Raw genomic sequence first — 17,852 nt, forward strand, 5'->3', positions numbered from 1 at the left:
CGGATGGGGCTTCGCTGAGCGGAGTTGCCTCCTGGCAATGAGCATCAGCGGAGCCCCATCCAACGCAGCAGACGCCTGCGGCAGTGCGGCCGTTTCCTGAGTTAGTGGCGGAAGTGGCGCATACCGGTGAACACCATCGCAATACCGGCTTCGTCTGCCGCCGCGATGACTTCATTGTCGCGCATCGAACCACCCGGCTGGATGACCGCGGTGATACCAACCTTGGCCGCGTTGTCGATGCCGTCGCGGAACGGGAAGAACGCGTCGGAGGCCATGACCGCGCCCTGGACCTGCAAACCGGCGTGCTCGGCCTTGATGGCGGCGATGCGTGCCGAGTTCACGCGGCTCATCTGGCCTGCGCCGACACCAATGGTCTGGCGGTTCTTTGCGTAGACGATGGCGTTGGACTTCACGTACTTGGCGACTTTCCAGGCGAAGATCAGGTCGTGGATTTCCTGCTCGGTCGGGGCGCGCTTGGTGACGACCTTGAGGTCGTCGGCTGTAATCATGCCGATGTCACGGCTCTGCACCAGGAGACCGCCGTTGACGCGCTTGTAATCCCACGCAGGGGTGCGCTCGCTCCATTGACCGCAGGTCAGCAGGCGCACATTGGCTTTGCTGGCCACGATGGCCTGCGCTTCGGCGCTGACGCTCGGGGCGATGATCACTTCGACGAACTGACGCTCGACGATGGCCCTGGCTGTCTCGGCATCCAGTTCGCGGTTGAACGCAATGATGCCGCCAAAGGCCGACTCGGTGTCTGTGGCGTAGGCCAGCTCGTAGGCCTGACGGATGCCGCCTTCGTCGTCCGGGCACACCGAGACGCCGCATGGGTTGGCATGCTTGACGATCACACAGGCGGGTTTGACAAAGCTCTTCACGCATTCCAGCGCGGCGTCGGTATCGGCCACGTTGTTGAACGACAGTTCCTTGCCCTGCAACTGGGTGGCGGTCGCGATGCCGACTTCGGCAGGTTTGGCTTCAACGTAGAACGCCGCGCTCTGGTGCGGGTTCTCGCCGTAGCGCATTTCCTGTGCCTTGACGAACTGAGTGTTGAAGGTGCGAGGGAACTGGCTGCGGCCTTCGGTGCTCAGGGTCTGTGCGGTCTGGTCGACGCTGCCCAGGTAGTTGGCGATCATGCCGTCGTAGGCAGCGGTGTGCTCGAACGCCTTGAGCATCAGGTCGAAACGCTGGGCATAGGTCAGGCCACCGGCCTTGAGACTTTCCAGCACCTGGCCGTAGTCGCTCGCGTTGACGACGATGGCGACATCCTTGTGGTTCTTGGCGGCGGAACGGACCATGGTCGGGCCGCCGATGTCGATGTTTTCAATCGCGGTCGGCAGGTCGCAGCCCGGCTTGGAAACGGTGGCTTCGAACGGATAGAGATTGACTGCAACCAGATCGATCGGGTTGATACCGTGCTCGTTCATGATTGCATCGTCGATGCCGCGACGACCCAGGATGCCGCCGTGGATCTTGGGGTGCAGGGTCTTGACCCGGCCATCCATCATTTCGGCGAAGCCTGTGTAGTCGGCCACTTCCACTGCCGCAACGCCATTGTCCTTGAGCAGCTTGAAAGTGCCGCCAGTGGACAGGATCTCGACGCCCAGCGCTTCAAGCTCGCGGGCGAATTCGAGGATTCCGGTCTTGTCGGATACGCTGATCAAAGCGCGGCGGATCGGCAGGCGGGTAGTCTGGTCGGTCATCTCGATTTCCATCAAAGCAAAAGAAGTCAGCAAAAAAAGGCGACCGCTGTCAGGTGGGTCGCCTTTTCTGTTTTGAATGCTTAAAGCAGATCGTACTGTTTGAGTTTCTTGCGCAGCGTGCCGCGATTGAGGCCCAGCAGCTCGGAGGCCTTGGTCTGGTTGCCCTTGACGTAGTTCATCACGCTTTCCAGAAGCGGAGCCTCGACTTCCGACAACACCAGGTTGTAGACGTCAGTGACGGATGCGCCTTCCAGGTGGGCGAAATAATTGTGCAACGCCTTCTCGACACTGCCACGCAGGGTCTGACCCTCTTCGCTGGGCGTGTTCAGGTGTTGTTTCAAATTGACGTTGTCGCTCACGGGTGTTGTTCCACTCACTAAAGTCTCGGTCATCATCGTCATGCGGCCACCTCTTTATCATTCTGGTTATCCGGGCCCTTGCAGCCTTGGCTGAAGAACTCCCGAACGTTGGCGCACTGTGCTTCCGTATCTTCCAATCGATTGAATCGGGCGCGAAACTCCCTGGCGCCCGGCAAGGTTGCGAGATACCAACCGACATGTTTGCGTGCAATTCGCACGCCCATCACGTCGCCATAGAACACATGAAGCGCTGCCAGATGCTCCAGCAGAATTCGCTCCACTTCACCGAGCTGCAGGGCCGGGAGTTTCTCTCCGGTGCGCAGGTAGTGTTCTATCTCGCGAAAAATCCACGGCCGCCCCTGGGCTGCCCTGCCAATCAGTAACCCGTCCGCTCCGGTGGCGTGCAGCACATACCGGGCTTTTTCGGGTGAATCGATGTCGCCGTTTGCAAACACCGGGATCGACACGGCCTGTTTGATGGCGGCAATCGTGTCGTACTCGGCTTCGCCGGTGTAAAGGTCCGCACGGGTTCGTCCATGGACCGCCAGGGCCTGAATACCGGCCTGCTCGGCAATTCTTGCGACGGTAAGTCCGTTTTTGTTCTCCCGGTCCCAGCCGGTGCGTATCTTCAACGTGACCGGCACATCGACCGCAGCTACCACGGCCTGCAGGATCTCGGTCACCAGTTGTTCGTCTTTCAACAGCGCTGAACCGGCTGCCTTGTTGCACACCTTTTTGGCCGGGCATCCCATGTTGATGTCGATGATCTGGGCTCCCAGGTCGACATTGGCACGCGCCGCATCCGCCAGCATCTGCGGATCTCCACCGGCGATCTGTACCGAACGGGGTTCGGGATCACCTTCGTGAATCATGCGCAGACGCGATTTGCGGCTGTTCCACAGGCTCATGTCGCTGGTCACCATTTCCGACACCACCAGCCCGGCCCCAAGTTGGCGGCACAACTGACGGAAAGGCTGGTCAGTGACGCCCGCCATCGGGGCGAGGATCAAGCCGTTCTGCAATGTATATGGGCCGATGCGTACCGCCGACATAGCCTTACCTATAGTGGGGCCGAATCATCCGCAGGCCGTGTAAAAAACCGTTTCACACGGTCTGCAACGGGTCGTTCAGTCAGTTGCGTGTGCAACCGCAAGATCGAGCCGAGAGTTTGAAAAAGGGTGGGCATGATACCCGCTCTCGATGACTGGATAAAGGCTGAATTGGATAAAATCTGAACAACTTTTTCCATGTCGCCAGGATCGGGATTCTAGAGCGATCAGCAGGGAAAACTTGCCGAACAGGTAGGGTTTTTCGGCGAAAACAGAGCGTAAAACAAGCTTGCGCAGGGTGGCATCACCCTGCAGGATCGCTATTCGGGCGAACGGAAGTTCAAGCTGTAATTCACGGCCTTCGCACCCGGATCGAGGATATCCAGCGCAATATGGATGGGAGTCTGCGGCGGCATCTCTTCCTTGCCCGCCATTTCGCCGCTCAGGTATTCGCCGGGTTTGAACCGACGACTGGCAATCAGCTGACCGCTGGTATCGGCAAACCGCAGCTCCAGCAGCGGAAACGGCTGGGAGAATGAAGCGCGGTTATAGATGATCGCATCCACGATCAGCGCACCCTGAAACTCGGGGTGGCTGCGCACTACCAGGTTGCTGCTCTTGAGCAGGGAAATATCGACTTTCGAGGGCACCTTGCAGCCAATCTGCGGGCATAGCTGCTGAAACCATGGACGGTATTGATCCTGGCGCGCCAATTGATCGAAGTGGTACCAGACGTATTGTCCGGCAAGTCCCGCGAGAGCCAGCAGGATCAGCAGTCCCCATGCAAGGCGACGGCCCCAGCGCGGTTTTGGTCGCTGCCAGTCCAGTTGCAGAGGGTCGTCCGTCAGGTCCAGCAGGGGCTTGTCGCGTACTGCGGGTTCATTGCGTTTGCGTTTGCTGCGCGGATCAGGCTCGGGTTCGTCGTGGCCGTATTCGTCATCATGCTCATCGATGTCATGATCGTCGACCGCCGACCAGCGTTCGGTCTTTTGTGCAGCAGGCTGTTTGCGCAGGCTGACAGGCGGCGTTGCGGGTTCGTCATCGTCCAGATGAGCGCCTGCGGTCAGCGAAGGTTCGGTGCGGTCGTTGTCTGAAAGGTGCTCGGACTCATGGTCATGCGCTGGCTCGTCCACCACTTCGGCCTGTACTTCGGGCAGATGACTGACGTCATCATTGTGCAGTGTGTCGACCCAGGCGGATTCGTCGGCCTGAGGGCTGTCACGCCGCGCCGTCAGCAGGCTGTCATCGTTACGGTTGTGGCGCGCAAACGTGTCCGGCCGCTGATTGTCGCGCTTTTCGAGGCGCGCCAGTTCTTCATCCAGATTCAGATTGTCCAGATCCATTTCGCTGACCTGCCACAGATCCTCGTCTTCCTCCTGAACCTTGGCTGACTCGACGCGGACGGGCGCAGCAGGCTCTTCAATGGGCTCGTGTGCGACGGGCGGAGGAGGCTCTGCGATCAAAGGCTCAACGATCAGAGGCGCGTCGGTCTGCGCTGGTTTCCCGGGCTCTTCGCTCGCTCGCTGCTCCAGCAATTGTCGGGCAGCGTTGAAGACCTGCAGGCAGGCGCCGCAGCGCACCACGCCGCGTGCCACGCTCAGTTGCGCGTGGCTGACTCGGAAACTGGTCTGGCAGTGCGGGCACTGGGTGACGAAACTGTCGGTCATGCGGCGGTCCGGTTCAGGCGGCGGTTAACGGCGACGGCCCGTGATGCGTACCCAGCCATCACGGTTCGCGATCGGGTCCAGATCGAATGTAGCCGCATAGGCTGCGGCCACGTCTTCTCCCTGTTCGGCCAGAATGCCGGACAGCGCGAGACGCCCGCCCGGCCTGACCAGTTCTGCCAGTTGCGGTGCCAGCGACACCAGCGGACCGGCCAGAATATTGGCGACCAGCACATCGGCGGGTTCGCGAGGCAGGTCTTCAGGCAGATAAAGCGCAAAGCGCTCATCGGCGATGTTGTTGCGCCCGGCGTTGTCGCGTGAGGCTTCGAGCGCCTGCACGTCGATATCGGTGCCGACGGCCTGTCCGGCGCCCAGCAACAGTGCGGCGATGGCCAGAATGCCCGAGCCGCAACCGAAATCCAGCACGTTGCAGCCCTTGAGGTCCTGGCTGTCGAGCCATTCCAGGCACAGTGCGGTGGTCGGGTGCGTGCCGGTGCCGAATGCCAGGCCCGGATCGAGCAGCAGGTTGACTGCGTCGGGCTCGGGTGCGGCATGCCAGCTCGGGACGATCCACAGGCGCTGGCCAAAGCGCATGGGCTGGAAGTTGTCCATCCAGCTGCGTTCCCAGTCCTGATCTTCGATGACTTCGGCGGTGTGCTCGGGCAGTTCCGCATCGGTCAGCAGGCGCAGATGCGCCAGTGCAAGATCGGCGTCGGTGTCGGCTTCGAACAGCGCCAGCAGGTGAGTGTGTGCCCACAGCGGGGTGGTGTTGAGTTCGGGTTCGAAAATCGGCTGGTCTTCAGCGTCCATGAACGTCACGGACACGGCGCCGACTTCGAGAAGTGCGTCTTCGTAGGTTTCGGCTTGTTCTGGGCTGATGGCGAGACGGACTTGCAGCCAAGGCATGGCGGATTACCTTCGATTCAAAAATAAGTGCGGGCTTGGCCGCGAGAAGCGGGCAAGTTTACTTCCAAGCGGTGCAAACAACAAAGCCGCATCACTGCGGCTTCGTCGTTATGAAACACACTGGCTTATTGATTGGCCAGTTTGTGCTCCAGATAGTGGATGTTGACGCCGCCTTCGCAGAAGCCTTCATCGCGGGTCAGATCACGGTGCAGCGGGATGTTGGTCTTGATCCCGTCGACCACGATTTCGTCCAGGGCATTGCGCATGCGTGCCATGGCTTCTTCGCGGGTCGCGCCCCAGGTGATCAGCTTGCCGATCAGCGAGTCATAGTTCGATGGCACCTTGTAACCGCTGTAAAGGTGCGAGTCGACACGAACGCCATTACCGCCCGGTGCATGGAAATGCTTGACCAGGCCTGGGCTCGGGATGAAAGTTTTCGGATCTTCAGCGTTGATCCGGCACTCCAGCGAATGACCCTTGATGACCACGTCATCCTGGGTGAACGAGAGCTTGTTGCCGGCGGCGATGCTGAGCATCTCCTTGACGATGTCGATACCGGTGACCATCTCCGAAACCGGGTGCTCCACCTGAACACGCGTGTTCATTTCGATGAAGTAGAAGCGGCCGTTCTCGTACAGGAACTCGAACGTGCCCGCACCGCGGTAGCCGATGTCGACGCATGCCTTGACGCAGGCTGCGAAGACATCCTTGCGCGCTTGCTCGTCGATGAACGGAGCCGGTGCCTCTTCCAGCACTTTCTGGTGACGGCGTTGCAGCGAGCAGTCGCGATCGCCAAGGTGGATTGCATTGCCCTGACCGTCGGAGATCACCTGGATTTCCACGTGACGCGGGTTGGTCAGGTATTTTTCCAGGTAGACCATCGGGTTGCTGAACCAGGCAGCCGCTTCGGCGCGGGTCTGGGCAGCCGCTTCGATCAGGTCTTCTTCCTTGTGAACCACGCGCATGCCGCGACCACCACCGCCACCGGCGGCCTTGATGATCACCGGGTAGCCGACTTCACGGCCGATACGCAGCGCGGTGGCTTCGTCTTCAGGCAGTGGACCGTCGGAACCGGGAACGGTTGGCACTTTGGCGCGCTTCATGGCGTCCTTGGCCGATACCTTGTCGCCCATCAGGCGAATGGTTTCGGCTTTGGGGCCGATGAAGGCAAAGCCTGATTTCTCGACCTGCTCGGCAAAGTCGGCGTTTTCCGCGAGGAAGCCATAGCCTGGGTGAATCGCCGTGGCGCCGGTGACTTCGGCGGCCGCGATGATTGCAGGGATGTGCAGATAGGACAGGTTGGCTGGTGCCGGACCGATGCAGACGGTCTCGTCTGCCAGGCCCAGGTGCATCAACTCGCGATCTGCCGTGGAGTGTACAGCGACGGTCTTGATGCCCAGTTCCTTACAGGCACGCAAGATGCGCAAGGCAATTTCGCCGCGGTTGGCGATCAGAACTTTTTCCAACATCGCAGGCTCTCCCCGGTTCAAACGATAGTGAACAGCGGCTGGTCAAATTCAACCGGCTGACCGTTTTCTACCAGGATGGATTCGATCACGCCGGCTTTCTCGGCGGTGATGTGGTTCATCATTTTCATCGCTTCAACGATGCAGATGGTATCGCCGACCTTGACGGTCTTGCCTACTTCAACGAATGCGGGCGAGGTCGGCGCAGGTGTGCGGTAGAACGTACCGACCATTGGCGACTTGACGACGTAACCGTTCAGCGCAGGGGCCGACGGCGCTTCAGCAGCAGCCGGAGCGGCTGGAGCAGGAGCAGCGACTGGCGCGGCTACAGGTGCTGGAGCAGGGGCGTAATACGGTTGCGCCGGGGTCTTGCTGTGACGGCTGATTCGTACGGACTCTTCGCCTTCACGAATTTCCAGTTCGTCGATGCCGGACTCTTCCAGCAATTCGATCAGTTTCTTGACTTTGCGAATATCCATCAATCATCAACTCCCAAGGGGTCTGTCATTCGGTTCGGCAGCCGGTTCAAGCCATGAAGTCAGCTTCTGGCTGCACCATTCACGGCCTGGAGCTAACGGCCAATTGTTCCAGGGCGGCCTCCAGGGCCAGTCGGTAACCGCTGGCGCCAAGGCCGCAGATCACTCCTACCGCAACATCTGAAAAGTAGGAGTGATGGCGAAAAGGTTCGCGTTTGTGCACGTTTGACAAATGCACTTCGATGAATGGGATGCTCACTCCCATCAGCGCGTCACGTATTGCCACACTTGTATGCGTAAAAGCGGCCGGATTGATCAAAATAAAGTCCACGCCTTCGTCGCGAGCGGCGTGAATCCTGTCGATCAGTTCGTATTCGGCGTTGCTTTGCAGGTACATCAGATGGTGGCCAGCGTCGCGAGCGCGCTGTTCCAGGTCCTGATTGATCTGGGGCAGGGTGACGGTGCCGTAGACACCCGGTTCCCGAGTGCCCAGCAGATTCAGGTTAGGTCCGTGAAGAACCAGAATGGTCGCCATTGTGTAGTCCTTTTATTGTCTGCGAGCGTTTACGCCCGGCGACTATGCCGGAAGGGCAATGGACTGTCCAGTTAACAACAGTAGCCAGCACGATGAGCGATATTCGCGCAAAGTTTGTGACTCAGGCGCTAGATTTGGTCATTTGCCCCATTCAGGCGCTGGATCAGCGCCGCAGCGTCTATTTCGCCAACAACCCGAACATTTTGCAGTTCTTCGCCGCTTTTGTTGAAAAACAGCAGCGCTGGCGGGCCGAACAGCTTGTAGCGATCCAGCAGTGCGCGTTGCTCTGCATTGCTGTCAGTCATGTCGAACTTGACGAGTCTGTAGTCTGACAACCGTGCAACAACGCCAGGGTCTGGCAGCACCTCATGCTCGATGACCTTGCAACTGATGCACCAGTCCGCGTACCAGTCCAGCACGAGAGGCTTGCCGTCGCGTTTGGCTTCATCGAGCACGCGGTCCAGTTCTGCGGAGGTGGTGATGGTCTGCCAGGTAGTGGTCGTCAACGCTACCGCTCCGCTGCCGGCCGTCGCTTGCGCGCGGCCCAACGGGCGTGTGGGGTCGGTCTGGCCAGTGAGTGCGCCGTACCAGCATGCCAGAGCGTAGACCAATAGCAGCAGGCCGATGAGCTGGGCGAGCTTTTGACGCGGTGTTTTGTCGGTCAGTTGCAATGTGCCCATGAACAACGCCACGCCAGCGCTCAACAGACCGACCAGCAGCAGGGTGATCTGGCCTGGCATGACACGACTGAGCAGCCCGATGGCCAATGCCAGCAGGAGTACGCCGATGGCGTTTTTCACAGTGACCAGCCATGGGCCGCTTTTCGGCAGCCAGGCGGCGCCACCTGTGGCCACCAGCAGCAGTGGTGCGCCCATGCCCAGGCCCAGTGCGAAGAGTTTCAAGGCACCGCCCCATGCATCGCCGCTGGCGCTGATATAGAGCAGCGCGCCCGCCAGAGGTGCTGAAACGCAGGGCGATACCAACAGACTGGACACCACACCCAATACGGCAGCGCCCCATAGGGAGCCGCCTTCGGTCTTGCCCGCAATGCGATCAAGCCGATTGCTCAGACCCTGTGGCAGGCGCAGCTCGAAAAGACCGAACATGGCGATGGCGAAAATGACGAAGAAGGCCGAGAACGGCACCAGCACCCAGGCCGATTGCAGACGTGCCTGTAGATTGAGGCCCGCGCCGAACATGCCCATCAGTGCGCCCAGCAAGGCGAAGCAGACCGCCATCGGCAGTACATAGGCAAGTGACAGGCTCAAACCGCGCACACCACCCACCTGTCCACGCAGTACCACGCCGGACAGAATCGGCAACATCGGCAACACGCAGGGCGTAAAGGTCAGCCCAACGCCTGCCAGGAAAAACAGCGCCAGTTCTTTCCAGCTCCACGGCGTTTTCGCTACCGGCGCTGACGCAGAGGCAGACGGACCGGCCTTCACATCGCCAATGTCCAGGCGCTCGGTCTCGGGCGGATAACACAGGCCTTTGTCGGCACAGCCCTGATAGGTGACCGCAAGGGTAAAAGGTCGCTCTTCGCCGGACTTGCGCGGCAGATCGATGTCCAGAATGCCGTGATAGACCTCGACGTCGCCGAAGTACTCGTCGTGCTTCTGCTCGCCTTTGGGCAGTTGTGCCTCGCCCAGGCCAATGTCGGCCGGCTCGGTGCGGAACTGAAAGCGATGGCGATACAGGTAGTAGCCTTCGGTGGCGACGAAACGCAGCTTGATCGATTGCGGCGTGGTTTCGATGAGGCTCAGTTGAAAGGCCTGACGAACGGGCAGGAATTCCTTGCTGTTGTCGAGGGCTGCGCCACCCAGCGTCGGGGCTGGGCGACCTTCCAGCAGGCTTGCGCCGAAGGCCGGCAGGGTCAGGATCAACAGCATCAGGCATAGCAAACGGCGCATGGCAGTCCAGAATCTCGGAACTCGAAGTTGGCGCATGATAACGGAGTGCTTCGCTGCGTGCTGCGGCAAGGATGTAAGAGCCAATTTCAGGAGGGCTCCGAAGGGCAGATCCTACTTGCCGGAAGAAACACTGCCACCGGCTTTCTGGTCGTAATACGCCGGTATCTCATGTTTATAGGTTTCAAGCCACCGTTGCAGGCTCAGATCGCGTTCGACAGCGGTGCTGGTCTGAGGTATCGCAGAAGCTGCAGAGCCTTTGGCCTGCACCTTCAACCAGGCTTCGGTCTGGCTTTGGCCCGCAGGCTGACTGTCTGACGAGGCACCGTCATCGATGGCCCGAGCGCCCGATGAAAAAACGATTGCGGCAGCGCACATGATGCAGAACGTCAGGGTTGTACCGGTCATGGTAGTGCTCCTTTAATGGCTTGATCGTCCTGATCGAGCGCGGCGGTAGTCCGGGTTTTCAGGGCCACAGGCTGAGCCGCCGGGGCCTTGAGTTGTTCGGCTCGCGCAGTGGCATCGGTGATCTGCTCGGGCGTCAGGTTGGCGCGCGATGCCAGTTCGGCTGCCTGTTTCCAGTTGTCCTGGTAAATCAGCAGCGTGACCAGATTCACGGCTGCCAGCGGGTCGGACTGCTTGAGCTCCATGGCCGTCAGGAACTGAAAGCGCGCCTGCTCGAGCTTCAGCTGATTCAGGTAGACGACGCCCAGGTCATTGCGGATTTTTTCGTCGGTGGGCTCCAGCTTGCTCGCCCTGAGTAAATGCTGCTGAGCCTGGACATTGTCGCCACGTGCGGCGGCCAGTTGCCCCAGGCCATGTTCGCCTTGGGCTTCGCGACAGGTGCCGAGCAGGCTGCGGTACAGCGGCTCCGCCTCATTGCTGCCCAGCAACCGCAGTACCCGTGCCTTGCGCAGGCGCACTTCGCCCAGGTTGTCCGGCAGACCTTCCAGATGGGCAAGACTGGCGTGCAGTCGGCCTTCGTCAGCCATGTTCTGGGCCAGATTCAGGGACAGTTCCTGATCCGATGTCAATTTGGGGCAGCTCTGCGCCTGAGTGGATGACTGCACCCAGAGCGCGCTGCCGTCGGCGGCACAGCCGGTCAGCATGAGTAGCCCGAGTAACGTGATGATTGCCTTCATTGCATTTCTTCCTTGAACGGCCTGCACATTAACCCCCCAGAGCGCGGCTCAGGGCGACAAAACTGGGGCCTGCCAGCACGATGAGCAGCGCGGGGAACAGAAACAGCATCATGACCACCGACATTTTCGCCGACAGCTTGGAGATGTATTCCTGCAAACGGGTCAGGCGGCGGTCATCGATCAATTGTTTGAGGGTCAGAAGCGATTTCAATGCACCGCCGCCTTGATGGATCAACTGATTGAGAATCACGCACGTGTCGCTGAATTCGTCCACATCCAGCAGCATCGAGGCCTTGCGCAGCTCTTCGCCCAGCTCCAGACCGGAATCCACGCGGGTAAGGATGACGCGAATTTCTTCCGACAGGACCGGCAGCAGGTCCTTGCCTTCGCCACTGAGCACTCGCAGCGCCTGCTCCACCGCCATGCCGGACTCGAACAGGATGCGCAGCAAAGGGATGAAGGTGGATATCTCGACGACGACCTGTTTCTGGCGCGCTTTGGCGTAGCTCGCCAGAACTCTTTTAGGCAGCAGGTAGCCGATGCACAGTGCGAACATGGGCGCGACCAGCGGCTGTAAGACTTCCTTGAAAAACAGCATCTGCGCCAGTACGACCACAGTAACCAGCCCGAACGGCACGCCGATCTGGCAGGCCGCGTATAACGAACGCTTGCTGGCACGCCGCCAGCCGATTCGGTTGAGCAACAGTTGCGTTTCGCTGTCCAGGCTGACACTGCGCTGGCCCAGGCGAGTGTCGCCCAGCAGGCGCAACCAGCTGCCGATGCGGCTCTCGCGTACTGTCTGGCCTTTAAGGCGCTGAACCACGAGACGTTCACTGCGCCGCTGACGGGCGATATTGGACAGCACCAGAAGTGCGGCAGCCACCAGCATTATTGCGCAGAGTGCGATGGCCATTTCAGATACTCCGCAACATGCGCCACAGCGCCAGGCAGCCCACTACCTGCAGGACGAACGCTGCCATCAGCATGATCCGACCGCCGCCGTCGTTCCACATGTGAATCAGATAGGCAGGGTTCACCGCCAGAAAGTAGCCGGCCATGCCGACCGGCAGCAGCGCCAGCACGATGGATGTCATGCGTGTCTCCCCCGTCATGGCGCGCAGTTGGCGACTGGCCTGTTCCCGCTCGCGAATCAGCCTGATCAGGTTTTCCATCAGCTCGCTGGCGTTGCCGCCGTAGCGATGGTTGACGCGCAGACCCAGTGCGAACAGATGAAATTCGTCACGCTCGTACAGTTCGGCGAAGTCCCTTACCGCATCCGGTAGACCGACGCCCAGTTGCACGTTGCGCTCGATGCGGCTCATGCCGTCCCGCAGCGGCTGGTCGGCGGCTTTTATGCCGTGCAGAACAGCGTCAGCCAGGGTTCTGCCGGATTTAAGACTTCGGACGGTGTGATCGAGTAACTGCGGCAACTGCTCGACCATACGCCGCACACGCTTGTGATAGCGCCACGATACGAACAGGCGCAACATCAATGGCACGCCGATCAGACCTGTCACGGCGCCAAACCAGCCAAACATGACATAGCCGATCAGAATCATTGCCGCCCATGTCATCAGCAGCAGACGGAAACGCTCGGTCGGTTGCCCGAGGCCTGCGCGTAAAAAAGCCCTGTCCAGATACACCCAGGTCGGCCTTTCGACGACCGGTTGCACCTGACCGGCAATCAGACGTTCCATGACCCGCTCGCTGTCGGCGCGATTCAGTGCTATCAGGAACAGCCAGGCCGAGGTGCAGAGCAACAGCACGGCGATGATTGCCAGCCACAGTGATGCGCTCATCTCAGGGTCTCCTTTGTCTCAGTATCCGGGTCGCAGTTTTTCGCCGGCTGCATGCATCGCCTCGCGCTGAAATCCGAATCCGGTGCGGCGATCCAGCCGGAACAGGGTGTTGGTGACATAGACGTCGTCACGGATGCCCACCACTTCCACCACCTCGCTGACCGCGCGGCGTCCGTCGGGCAGGCGCGTCAACTGAATGATCACGTCCAGTGCCGCGCAGATCATTTGCCTGAGCGTCTTTTCCGGAATCTGCCGACCGGTCAGGCCCACCAGCGTTTCGAGGCGCAGCAGGGCGTCCTGGGCATTGTTGGCGTGCACCGTGCTCATCGAACCATCGTGACCGGTGTTCATGGCGGTCAGTACGTCCAGCACCTCGACGCCACGGATCTCGCCAAGAATGATGCGGTCCGGGCGCATCCGCAGCGAGTTGCGGATCAGGTCGCTGGCTCTTACTTCTCCATGGCCCTCGGCATTGGGCGGGCGGGTTTCCAGACGCACAACGTGGGGGTGATCAAGCTGGAGTTCGGCCACGTCCTCGATAGTCACCAGACGCTGGTGCGTATCGATCAACTGGCTGAGCACGTTGAGCAGGGTGGTCTTGCCCGTGCCGGTCCCGCCGCTGACCAGTATGTTGCAGCGCTTGCCCACGGCCTCGTCGAAGAAGTCGAAAATCGGCTGGTCGATGGTCTGCATCGCCACGAGATCGGCACTCTTGAACATCTCGCGACGAAATTTCCGGATCGACAGGCATGGCCCGTCCAGGGCAATGGGCGGGATGATCGCGTTGACCCGGCTGCCATCGGGAAGTCGGGCATCCACCATGGGTGACGACTCGTCGAGCCTGCGCCCGAGCGGGGCAAGAATGCGCTGCATGACGCGCTCGACGTGGTGCGAGTCGATGAAGCGCAGGTCGGTGTGGTGCAGCACGCCGTCACGTTCGACAAAGACTTTGCTTGGCCCGTTGACGAGGATTTCCGTCACCGAGTTGTCGCGCAACAGGACTTCCAGCGGGCCGAAGCCTGTCAGTTCATCCACCAGTTCTTCGGCGAGACGCTCCATTTCATAGCGCGAAATTGCCAGTCTCAGGCGTGCGACGTATTCGGCGACCTTGTCGATGACAAACTGCGCCAGAACCGGCCTTGAACCCTCCAGCAGGTTTTTGCCGCTTTCTTCGATGCCGTCAATGATGTAACGGTGCAGCACCAGTTTCAGGCCCTGCCCATCATCGGCACCGGTTTGCGAACGCGATGAGACGCCAAACAGTTTTTCCGGCATTACCTGTTCTCCCACAGCCGGGCCAGCCAGCCTTGTTCGGGTTTGTCATGGGCGTCGGCGTTGCTTATGAGGTGCTCGCCCAGTTTGCGCAGCCCGGAACACAGCGAATCACGCGAGGCCAGCTCGAACAGCGTCAGCCCCTGGTTCTTGGCGTTGAGACGCAATTCCGGGGCATACGGCAGCACGGCGCGTATTGGCAGGCCAAAGGTCTTGCCGATGGTGTCCGAATTGGGCGCGACTGAACGCAGGTAGCGGTCGACCAGCAGCCCTGCGTGTTGCAGCTTCATGCCTTTTTCCCGCCACAGGTTCAGCACAGTGAGGTTGCGTCGACAGCCCAGCACGCTCTGGTCCGTGTACCACAGCAACTGGTCGCAGTGGCTGACCAGGGTGCGCAACGCTTCGCTGTCCGGCTGGCCGACCAGATTCACGATCACGTGCTGAAAGTGCTGACGCAGGGCGCTAAGCAGCATGTACAGCTCCGCGGCGCTGGATTGCTCCAGATGATCATCGGCTTCGGTGTAGGCGAGGATTCGCAGACCGCTTTCGTGGGTCGTGAAGGCGCTGTCGATCAGCGTTGCATCCAGCCTGCGCAAGTGACGCAGGGCATCGCCGAAACTGAACGACGATTCCAGACCGAGCATCGCCAGGCTGTCACCGCGCGGCAGACCCAGGTCCAGCAGCAGGGCGCGCTGTCCGTTTTTCTGCACCGTCATGGCCAGGTGCGTGGCGATCAAGGCACCGTCGCCATCACTTTGCGCGCCATACAGCATCGACAGCCCGCTCATGTTGGGATTGGGCGCTACGGCGGGCAAGCGCTTGCTCAAGCGCCGAACCAGACCGGCCACTTCGCTGGAGCGAGAACCATAGGCGACGAAATCCCGCGCCCCGGCGCGCATGGCGTTGAGCACCAGCTGGTTATCCATGCCATCGCCCAGCGCCACAATCGCCAGCATCGGTTTGGCTTCCAGTGCGCCCTCGATCAGCGCGCTCTGGTTCATCAGGTGCTCCCGGTCCAGACCCACGAACACCACACTGGCGAAGGTAACATCCACCAGCGCCAGCAGATCGTCCAGGCTGCCGGTGCCCGCGCTGACCACTTGGCCCAGTGAGCCCAGCGCGCCTTGCAGCCATTCAAGATCGGTGGTGTTGCGGGTGATTGCCAGAAACGTCTGGCTCAGGCTCTGACTCATTGGGACAATCCGCCCCGGCGATCGAAGTCGCCGTTTTCCATGAAGTACATGCGTAAAAAACTGGGGTCGTAGTTGCGCAGGCCTTCGCCGGGCAACGACGGCAGTTGCGCGTTGGCAGCCAGCGGCTGGACGAGGTGCGGAGTGACGATCATCAGCAGTTCGCGCTCGTCCCGCTGGATCTGCGAACTGCGAAAGAATGCCCCAAGCACCGGGATATCGCCGAGGCCGGGAAACTTGTCCACCGACGAGACGTTACTGGAGCTGATCAGACCGCTGATCACGAAGCTTTCGCCGTCAGCCAGCGAGATGCTGGTGTCGGTACGCCGAATGTTCAGCGCCGGAACAGTGGTACCTGCGATGGTGATGCCTGCGGAAAAGTCCAGTTCGCTGACCTCCGGAGCGACTTTGAGCAGAATCCGGTCGCGGCCCACCACGGTCGGTGTCAGGGTCAGGCGTACGCCGAACTCTTTGTACTCGATGGAGATGCCGCTGCCTTCGCCATTGGGCACTGGAACGGGAAACTCGCCCCCGGCCAGAAAGCTTGCGCTCTGTCCGTTGAGAGCCACCAGGCTCGGGCGCGCCAGGGTGTAGGCGAAGCCGCTGTTTTCCATGGCGTTGATCATGCCCAGTACCTTGCTGCTGCCACCGCCCCAGACGATGTTGAAGGTGTCATTGTTCAGCGGAATGTTCGGCCTTGTGCCGCTGACGGTGCCCGGTGTCACGTTCACGCCAGGCACCGTGCCGGGCGCGCCGAACAGGAAGTTGTTCGAGCCCTTGCCGAAGATCGAGGTGCTCGCTTCCTTGAGTTTGCGGCGGCTCACTTCGATGAAACGGATGTCGGTCTGAACCTGACTGGGCAACTGCGCATCGGCGGAGGGCAGAGGTTGTGCGTCCACCATCGAAGCAGTCGCCCGGCCACGCACGAACACCATGCTCTGGCGCGGCGCCCTGGAGCAGGCTGTCCAGACCATCAGGCTGGTCGTGCCGGGGGCAACGCCGGTGAGCAGAAAACCGTCGTTGCTGCTCACATGCACATCGGCGATTTTCGGATCGCCCACGGCAATTCGGGTAATGGCTACCGGCGACTGAACGCTCTGCTGCACACCTTGGCTGACTTCCACCACGGCGGGCAGCGCACTGAGGCCGGCACACGTCTCAGGCGCAGCCCAGGCTGTCGGGGCGGAGAGGGCAGTCAGCAGCAACGCCAGCAATCCGGGTTTTGCAACAGGCAGGGAACAACAGCTCATCAATGGCAATCCTTGCTCAATCAGGGAGTTTGTTGCGTGATCTGGTTACCGCGTATCACCTCGACGGCATGCCGGGCACGAGGTGCACCGGTCTGAATGGGGTTGGCTGGCGAGCTCAGGCTCAACTGGCTGAAACTGACCATTTGGCGATTGGCTGAATCCAGCCGCTCGGCCACGGCGCGGGTTGTGCTCTCGCTGGCCCAGTAATCCTGCAGATTGCCCTCGGACGCGCTGCGCACGGCCAGACGCAGCACGCCGCTCTGCGTGGCAAGCATCAGGCGGGCGAGCAGAGCCTGCGGCACGGCAACCACCACGGTGCGCGCGGTGGCGCGGCGTTCTTCCTGCTTGATGCGGTCACTGGCGCTGATGGCATCGACCGGCTTGCCGTCGAGGTCCGGCCCGAGCAGTTCGCCAACGCTCAGGATCCGCAGCGCGGGGATCGCGACCTGACTGGAGCGGCGAGGGTTATCGGCGTCGGTCGGCAAGAACAGCAGTACATCCACGTAGTCGCCAGGGCTCAACTGGCCGGCTGCCCCCGTGACTTCATCCACTGACAGCGCCAGCGCACGTTCCTGAGGGCGGATCATGCGGGCCAGCGTACCTCCGACGTCGAAGGTACTTTCGTTCAGCCAGGCTCCAGCGCTCAGCGTGCGCCAGCTCATCCGCCCAATGACAGGTTCGATCGAATCGAAGCTGCCGACGGGCGCGACCTTGAGGCGCTCGACCGTCAGGTCATCCGCCGTGATCGGCGTGTACGCCGGAACATCCCGGGCCAGCACAACAACGCTCTGGCGCAGGGCGTCTTCCATCGACACTGGTGCCGGTGCAGCAGGCACTGCGGCCGGCTCTGCTGCAGTCTGTGGAGCAGTCTGTAGAGCAGCGACGGGCGGCGCAGCTTCAGGTTGCCTGCTGACAATGATTCCCAAGTACCCGGCGATGATCGCACCCAGCAAAAACAGCACGGCGAGCACCATTGTGATACGACTGCTCATGGCAACTTTCCCTTTGTCATCGCACGACAACCTCAAGCGCTTGGCAAGGATGAACGTATCCATTTCGTTCTATGAAAGTAGCCCAATGCCCTCAAAGCGCCATTCGAGGGCTGATCGGCAATACCCACACTGTCGT

Annotated in this window: 17 protein-coding genes; all 17 read right to left on the bottom strand. The window is 60.7% G+C overall.

The window, feature by feature from the left end; genetic code table 11:
* Positions 1 to 101 precede the first annotated feature (101 nt).
* Positions 102 to 1,706, bottom strand: coding sequence for a bifunctional phosphoribosylaminoimidazolecarboxamide formyltransferase/IMP cyclohydrolase (purH, locus tag KDX39_RS23270; RefSeq protein WP_231661932.1), 1,605 nt, complete (start codon positions 1,704 to 1,706; stop codon positions 102 to 104).
* An 80-nt stretch (positions 1,707 to 1,786) separates the two neighbouring features.
* The gene (fis, locus tag KDX39_RS23275; protein ID WP_002555375.1) at positions 1,787 to 2,107 is read right to left on the bottom strand and encodes a DNA-binding transcriptional regulator Fis; all 321 of its coding nucleotides are present in this window, start codon (positions 2,105 to 2,107) and stop codon (positions 1,787 to 1,789) included.
* Positions 2,104 to 3,117 (bottom strand): tRNA dihydrouridine synthase DusB, encoded by a 1,014-nt coding sequence (gene dusB / locus KDX39_RS23280; protein WP_099227075.1) that lies wholly within the window; start codon positions 3,115 to 3,117, stop codon positions 2,104 to 2,106. Before dusB ends, fis begins: the two co-directional genes overlap by 4 nt.
* Before the next feature lie 317 nt (positions 3,118 to 3,434).
* Positions 3,435 to 4,781 carry a DUF3426 domain-containing protein gene (locus KDX39_RS23285; RefSeq protein WP_231661933.1) on the bottom strand — a complete coding sequence of 449 codons (1,347 nt, stop codon included), beginning with the start codon at positions 4,779 to 4,781 and terminating at the stop codon, positions 3,435 to 3,437.
* A gap of 24 nt (positions 4,782 to 4,805) precedes the next feature.
* Positions 4,806 to 5,684 (bottom strand): 50S ribosomal protein L11 methyltransferase, encoded by an 879-nt coding sequence (prmA, locus tag KDX39_RS23290; protein ID WP_231661934.1) that lies wholly within the window; start codon positions 5,682 to 5,684, stop codon positions 4,806 to 4,808.
* 125 nt (positions 5,685 to 5,809) lie between these two features.
* Positions 5,810 to 7,153, bottom strand: coding sequence for an acetyl-CoA carboxylase biotin carboxylase subunit (gene accC / locus KDX39_RS23295; protein WP_099227072.1), 1,344 nt, complete (start codon positions 7,151 to 7,153; stop codon positions 5,810 to 5,812).
* 17 nt (positions 7,154 to 7,170) lie between these two features.
* Complete coding sequence (gene accB / locus KDX39_RS23300; protein WP_099227071.1) at positions 7,171 to 7,629, bottom strand: acetyl-CoA carboxylase biotin carboxyl carrier protein; 459 nt, start codon at positions 7,627 to 7,629, stop codon at positions 7,171 to 7,173.
* A gap of 79 nt (positions 7,630 to 7,708) precedes the next feature.
* A complete protein-coding gene (gene aroQ, locus KDX39_RS23305) occupies positions 7,709 to 8,161 on the bottom strand; it encodes a type II 3-dehydroquinate dehydratase (protein WP_024685406.1) in 453 nt (150 codons plus the stop codon).
* Between the two features lie 128 nt (positions 8,162 to 8,289).
* Positions 8,290 to 10,074 (bottom strand): protein-disulfide reductase DsbD, encoded by a 1,785-nt coding sequence (locus tag KDX39_RS23310; protein WP_231661935.1) that lies wholly within the window; start codon positions 10,072 to 10,074, stop codon positions 8,290 to 8,292.
* A gap of 111 nt (positions 10,075 to 10,185) precedes the next feature.
* Positions 10,186 to 10,449, bottom strand: coding sequence for a DUF3613 domain-containing protein (locus KDX39_RS23315; RefSeq protein ID WP_442964577.1), 264 nt, complete (start codon positions 10,447 to 10,449; stop codon positions 10,186 to 10,188).
* A gap of 26 nt (positions 10,450 to 10,475) precedes the next feature.
* Positions 10,476 to 11,213: a hypothetical protein gene (locus tag KDX39_RS23320; protein WP_231661937.1), complete on the bottom strand. Its 738-nt coding sequence runs from the start codon at positions 11,211 to 11,213 to the stop codon at positions 10,476 to 10,478.
* 28 nt (positions 11,214 to 11,241) lie between these two features.
* Entirely contained in the window at positions 11,242 to 12,126 is an 885-nt protein-coding gene (locus KDX39_RS23325; protein WP_231661938.1) for a type II secretion system F family protein, read from the bottom strand.
* A gap of 1 nt (position 12,127) precedes the next feature.
* Positions 12,128 to 13,012 carry a type II secretion system F family protein gene (locus KDX39_RS23330; protein ID WP_231661939.1) on the bottom strand — a complete coding sequence of 295 codons (885 nt, stop codon included), beginning with the start codon at positions 13,010 to 13,012 and terminating at the stop codon, positions 12,128 to 12,130.
* Between the two features lie 18 nt (positions 13,013 to 13,030).
* Positions 13,031 to 14,287, bottom strand: coding sequence for a CpaF family protein (locus KDX39_RS23335; protein ID WP_231661940.1), 1,257 nt, complete (start codon positions 14,285 to 14,287; stop codon positions 13,031 to 13,033).
* The gene (locus KDX39_RS23340) at positions 14,287 to 15,477 is read right to left on the bottom strand and encodes an AAA family ATPase (protein WP_231661941.1); all 1,191 of its coding nucleotides are present in this window, start codon (positions 15,475 to 15,477) and stop codon (positions 14,287 to 14,289) included. The genes KDX39_RS23335 and KDX39_RS23340 overlap by 1 nt, the downstream gene beginning before the upstream one ends.
* Positions 15,474 to 16,724 (bottom strand): type II and III secretion system protein family protein, encoded by a 1,251-nt coding sequence (locus KDX39_RS23345; RefSeq protein WP_231661942.1) that lies wholly within the window; start codon positions 16,722 to 16,724, stop codon positions 15,474 to 15,476. The genes KDX39_RS23340 and KDX39_RS23345 overlap by 4 nt, the downstream gene beginning before the upstream one ends.
* Positions 16,725 to 16,744: 20 nt before the next feature.
* Positions 16,745 to 17,716 (bottom strand): Flp pilus assembly protein CpaB, encoded by a 972-nt coding sequence (gene cpaB, locus KDX39_RS23350; RefSeq protein ID WP_231661943.1) that lies wholly within the window; start codon positions 17,714 to 17,716, stop codon positions 16,745 to 16,747.
* Between the last annotated feature and the right edge of the window lie 136 nt (positions 17,717 to 17,852).

Source organism: Pseudomonas sp. CDFA 610 (assembly GCF_021147865.1).
Classification (GTDB): domain Bacteria; phylum Pseudomonadota; class Gammaproteobacteria; order Pseudomonadales; family Pseudomonadaceae; genus Aquipseudomonas; species Aquipseudomonas alliivorans.

Coding starts and splice junctions, on each gene's coding strand:
- KDX39_RS23325 (WP_231661938.1), bottom strand. CDS start 12,126: ATGGCCATCGCACTCTGCGCAATAATGCTGGTGGCTGCCGCACTTCTG.
- aroQ (WP_024685406.1), bottom strand. CDS start 8,161: ATGGCGACCATTCTGGTTCTTCACGGACCTAACCTGAATCTGCTGGGC.
- KDX39_RS23285 (WP_231661933.1), bottom strand. CDS start 4,781: ATGACCGACAGTTTCGTCACCCAGTGCCCGCACTGCCAGACCAGTTTC.
- fis (WP_002555375.1), bottom strand. CDS start 2,107: ATGACGATGATGACCGAGACTTTAGTGAGTGGAACAACACCCGTGAGC.
- dusB (WP_099227075.1), bottom strand. CDS start 3,117: ATGTCGGCGGTACGCATCGGCCCATATACATTGCAGAACGGCTTGATC.
- KDX39_RS23310 (WP_231661935.1), bottom strand. CDS start 10,074: ATGCGCCGTTTGCTATGCCTGATGCTGTTGATCCTGACCCTGCCGGCC.
- cpaB (WP_231661943.1), bottom strand. CDS start 17,716: ATGAGCAGTCGTATCACAATGGTGCTCGCCGTGCTGTTTTTGCTGGGT.
- KDX39_RS23345 (WP_231661942.1), bottom strand. CDS start 16,724: ATGAGCTGTTGTTCCCTGCCTGTTGCAAAACCCGGATTGCTGGCGTTG.
- KDX39_RS23330 (WP_231661939.1), bottom strand. CDS start 13,012: ATGAGCGCATCACTGTGGCTGGCAATCATCGCCGTGCTGTTGCTCTGC.
- KDX39_RS23340 (WP_231661941.1), bottom strand. CDS start 15,477: ATGAGTCAGAGCCTGAGCCAGACGTTTCTGGCAATCACCCGCAACACC.
- KDX39_RS23320 (WP_231661937.1), bottom strand. CDS start 11,213: ATGAAGGCAATCATCACGTTACTCGGGCTACTCATGCTGACCGGCTGT.
- accC (WP_099227072.1), bottom strand. CDS start 7,153: ATGTTGGAAAAAGTTCTGATCGCCAACCGCGGCGAAATTGCCTTGCGC.
- prmA (WP_231661934.1), bottom strand. CDS start 5,684: ATGCCTTGGCTGCAAGTCCGTCTCGCCATCAGCCCAGAACAAGCCGAA.
- purH (WP_231661932.1), bottom strand. CDS start 1,706: ATGACCGACCAGACTACCCGCCTGCCGATCCGCCGCGCTTTGATCAGC.
- accB (WP_099227071.1), bottom strand. CDS start 7,629: ATGGATATTCGCAAAGTCAAGAAACTGATCGAATTGCTGGAAGAGTCC.
- KDX39_RS23335 (WP_231661940.1), bottom strand. CDS start 14,287: ATGCCGGAAAAACTGTTTGGCGTCTCATCGCGTTCGCAAACCGGTGCC.
- KDX39_RS23315 (WP_442964577.1), bottom strand. CDS start 10,449: ATGTGCGCTGCCGCAATCGTTTTTTCATCGGGCGCTCGGGCCATCGAT.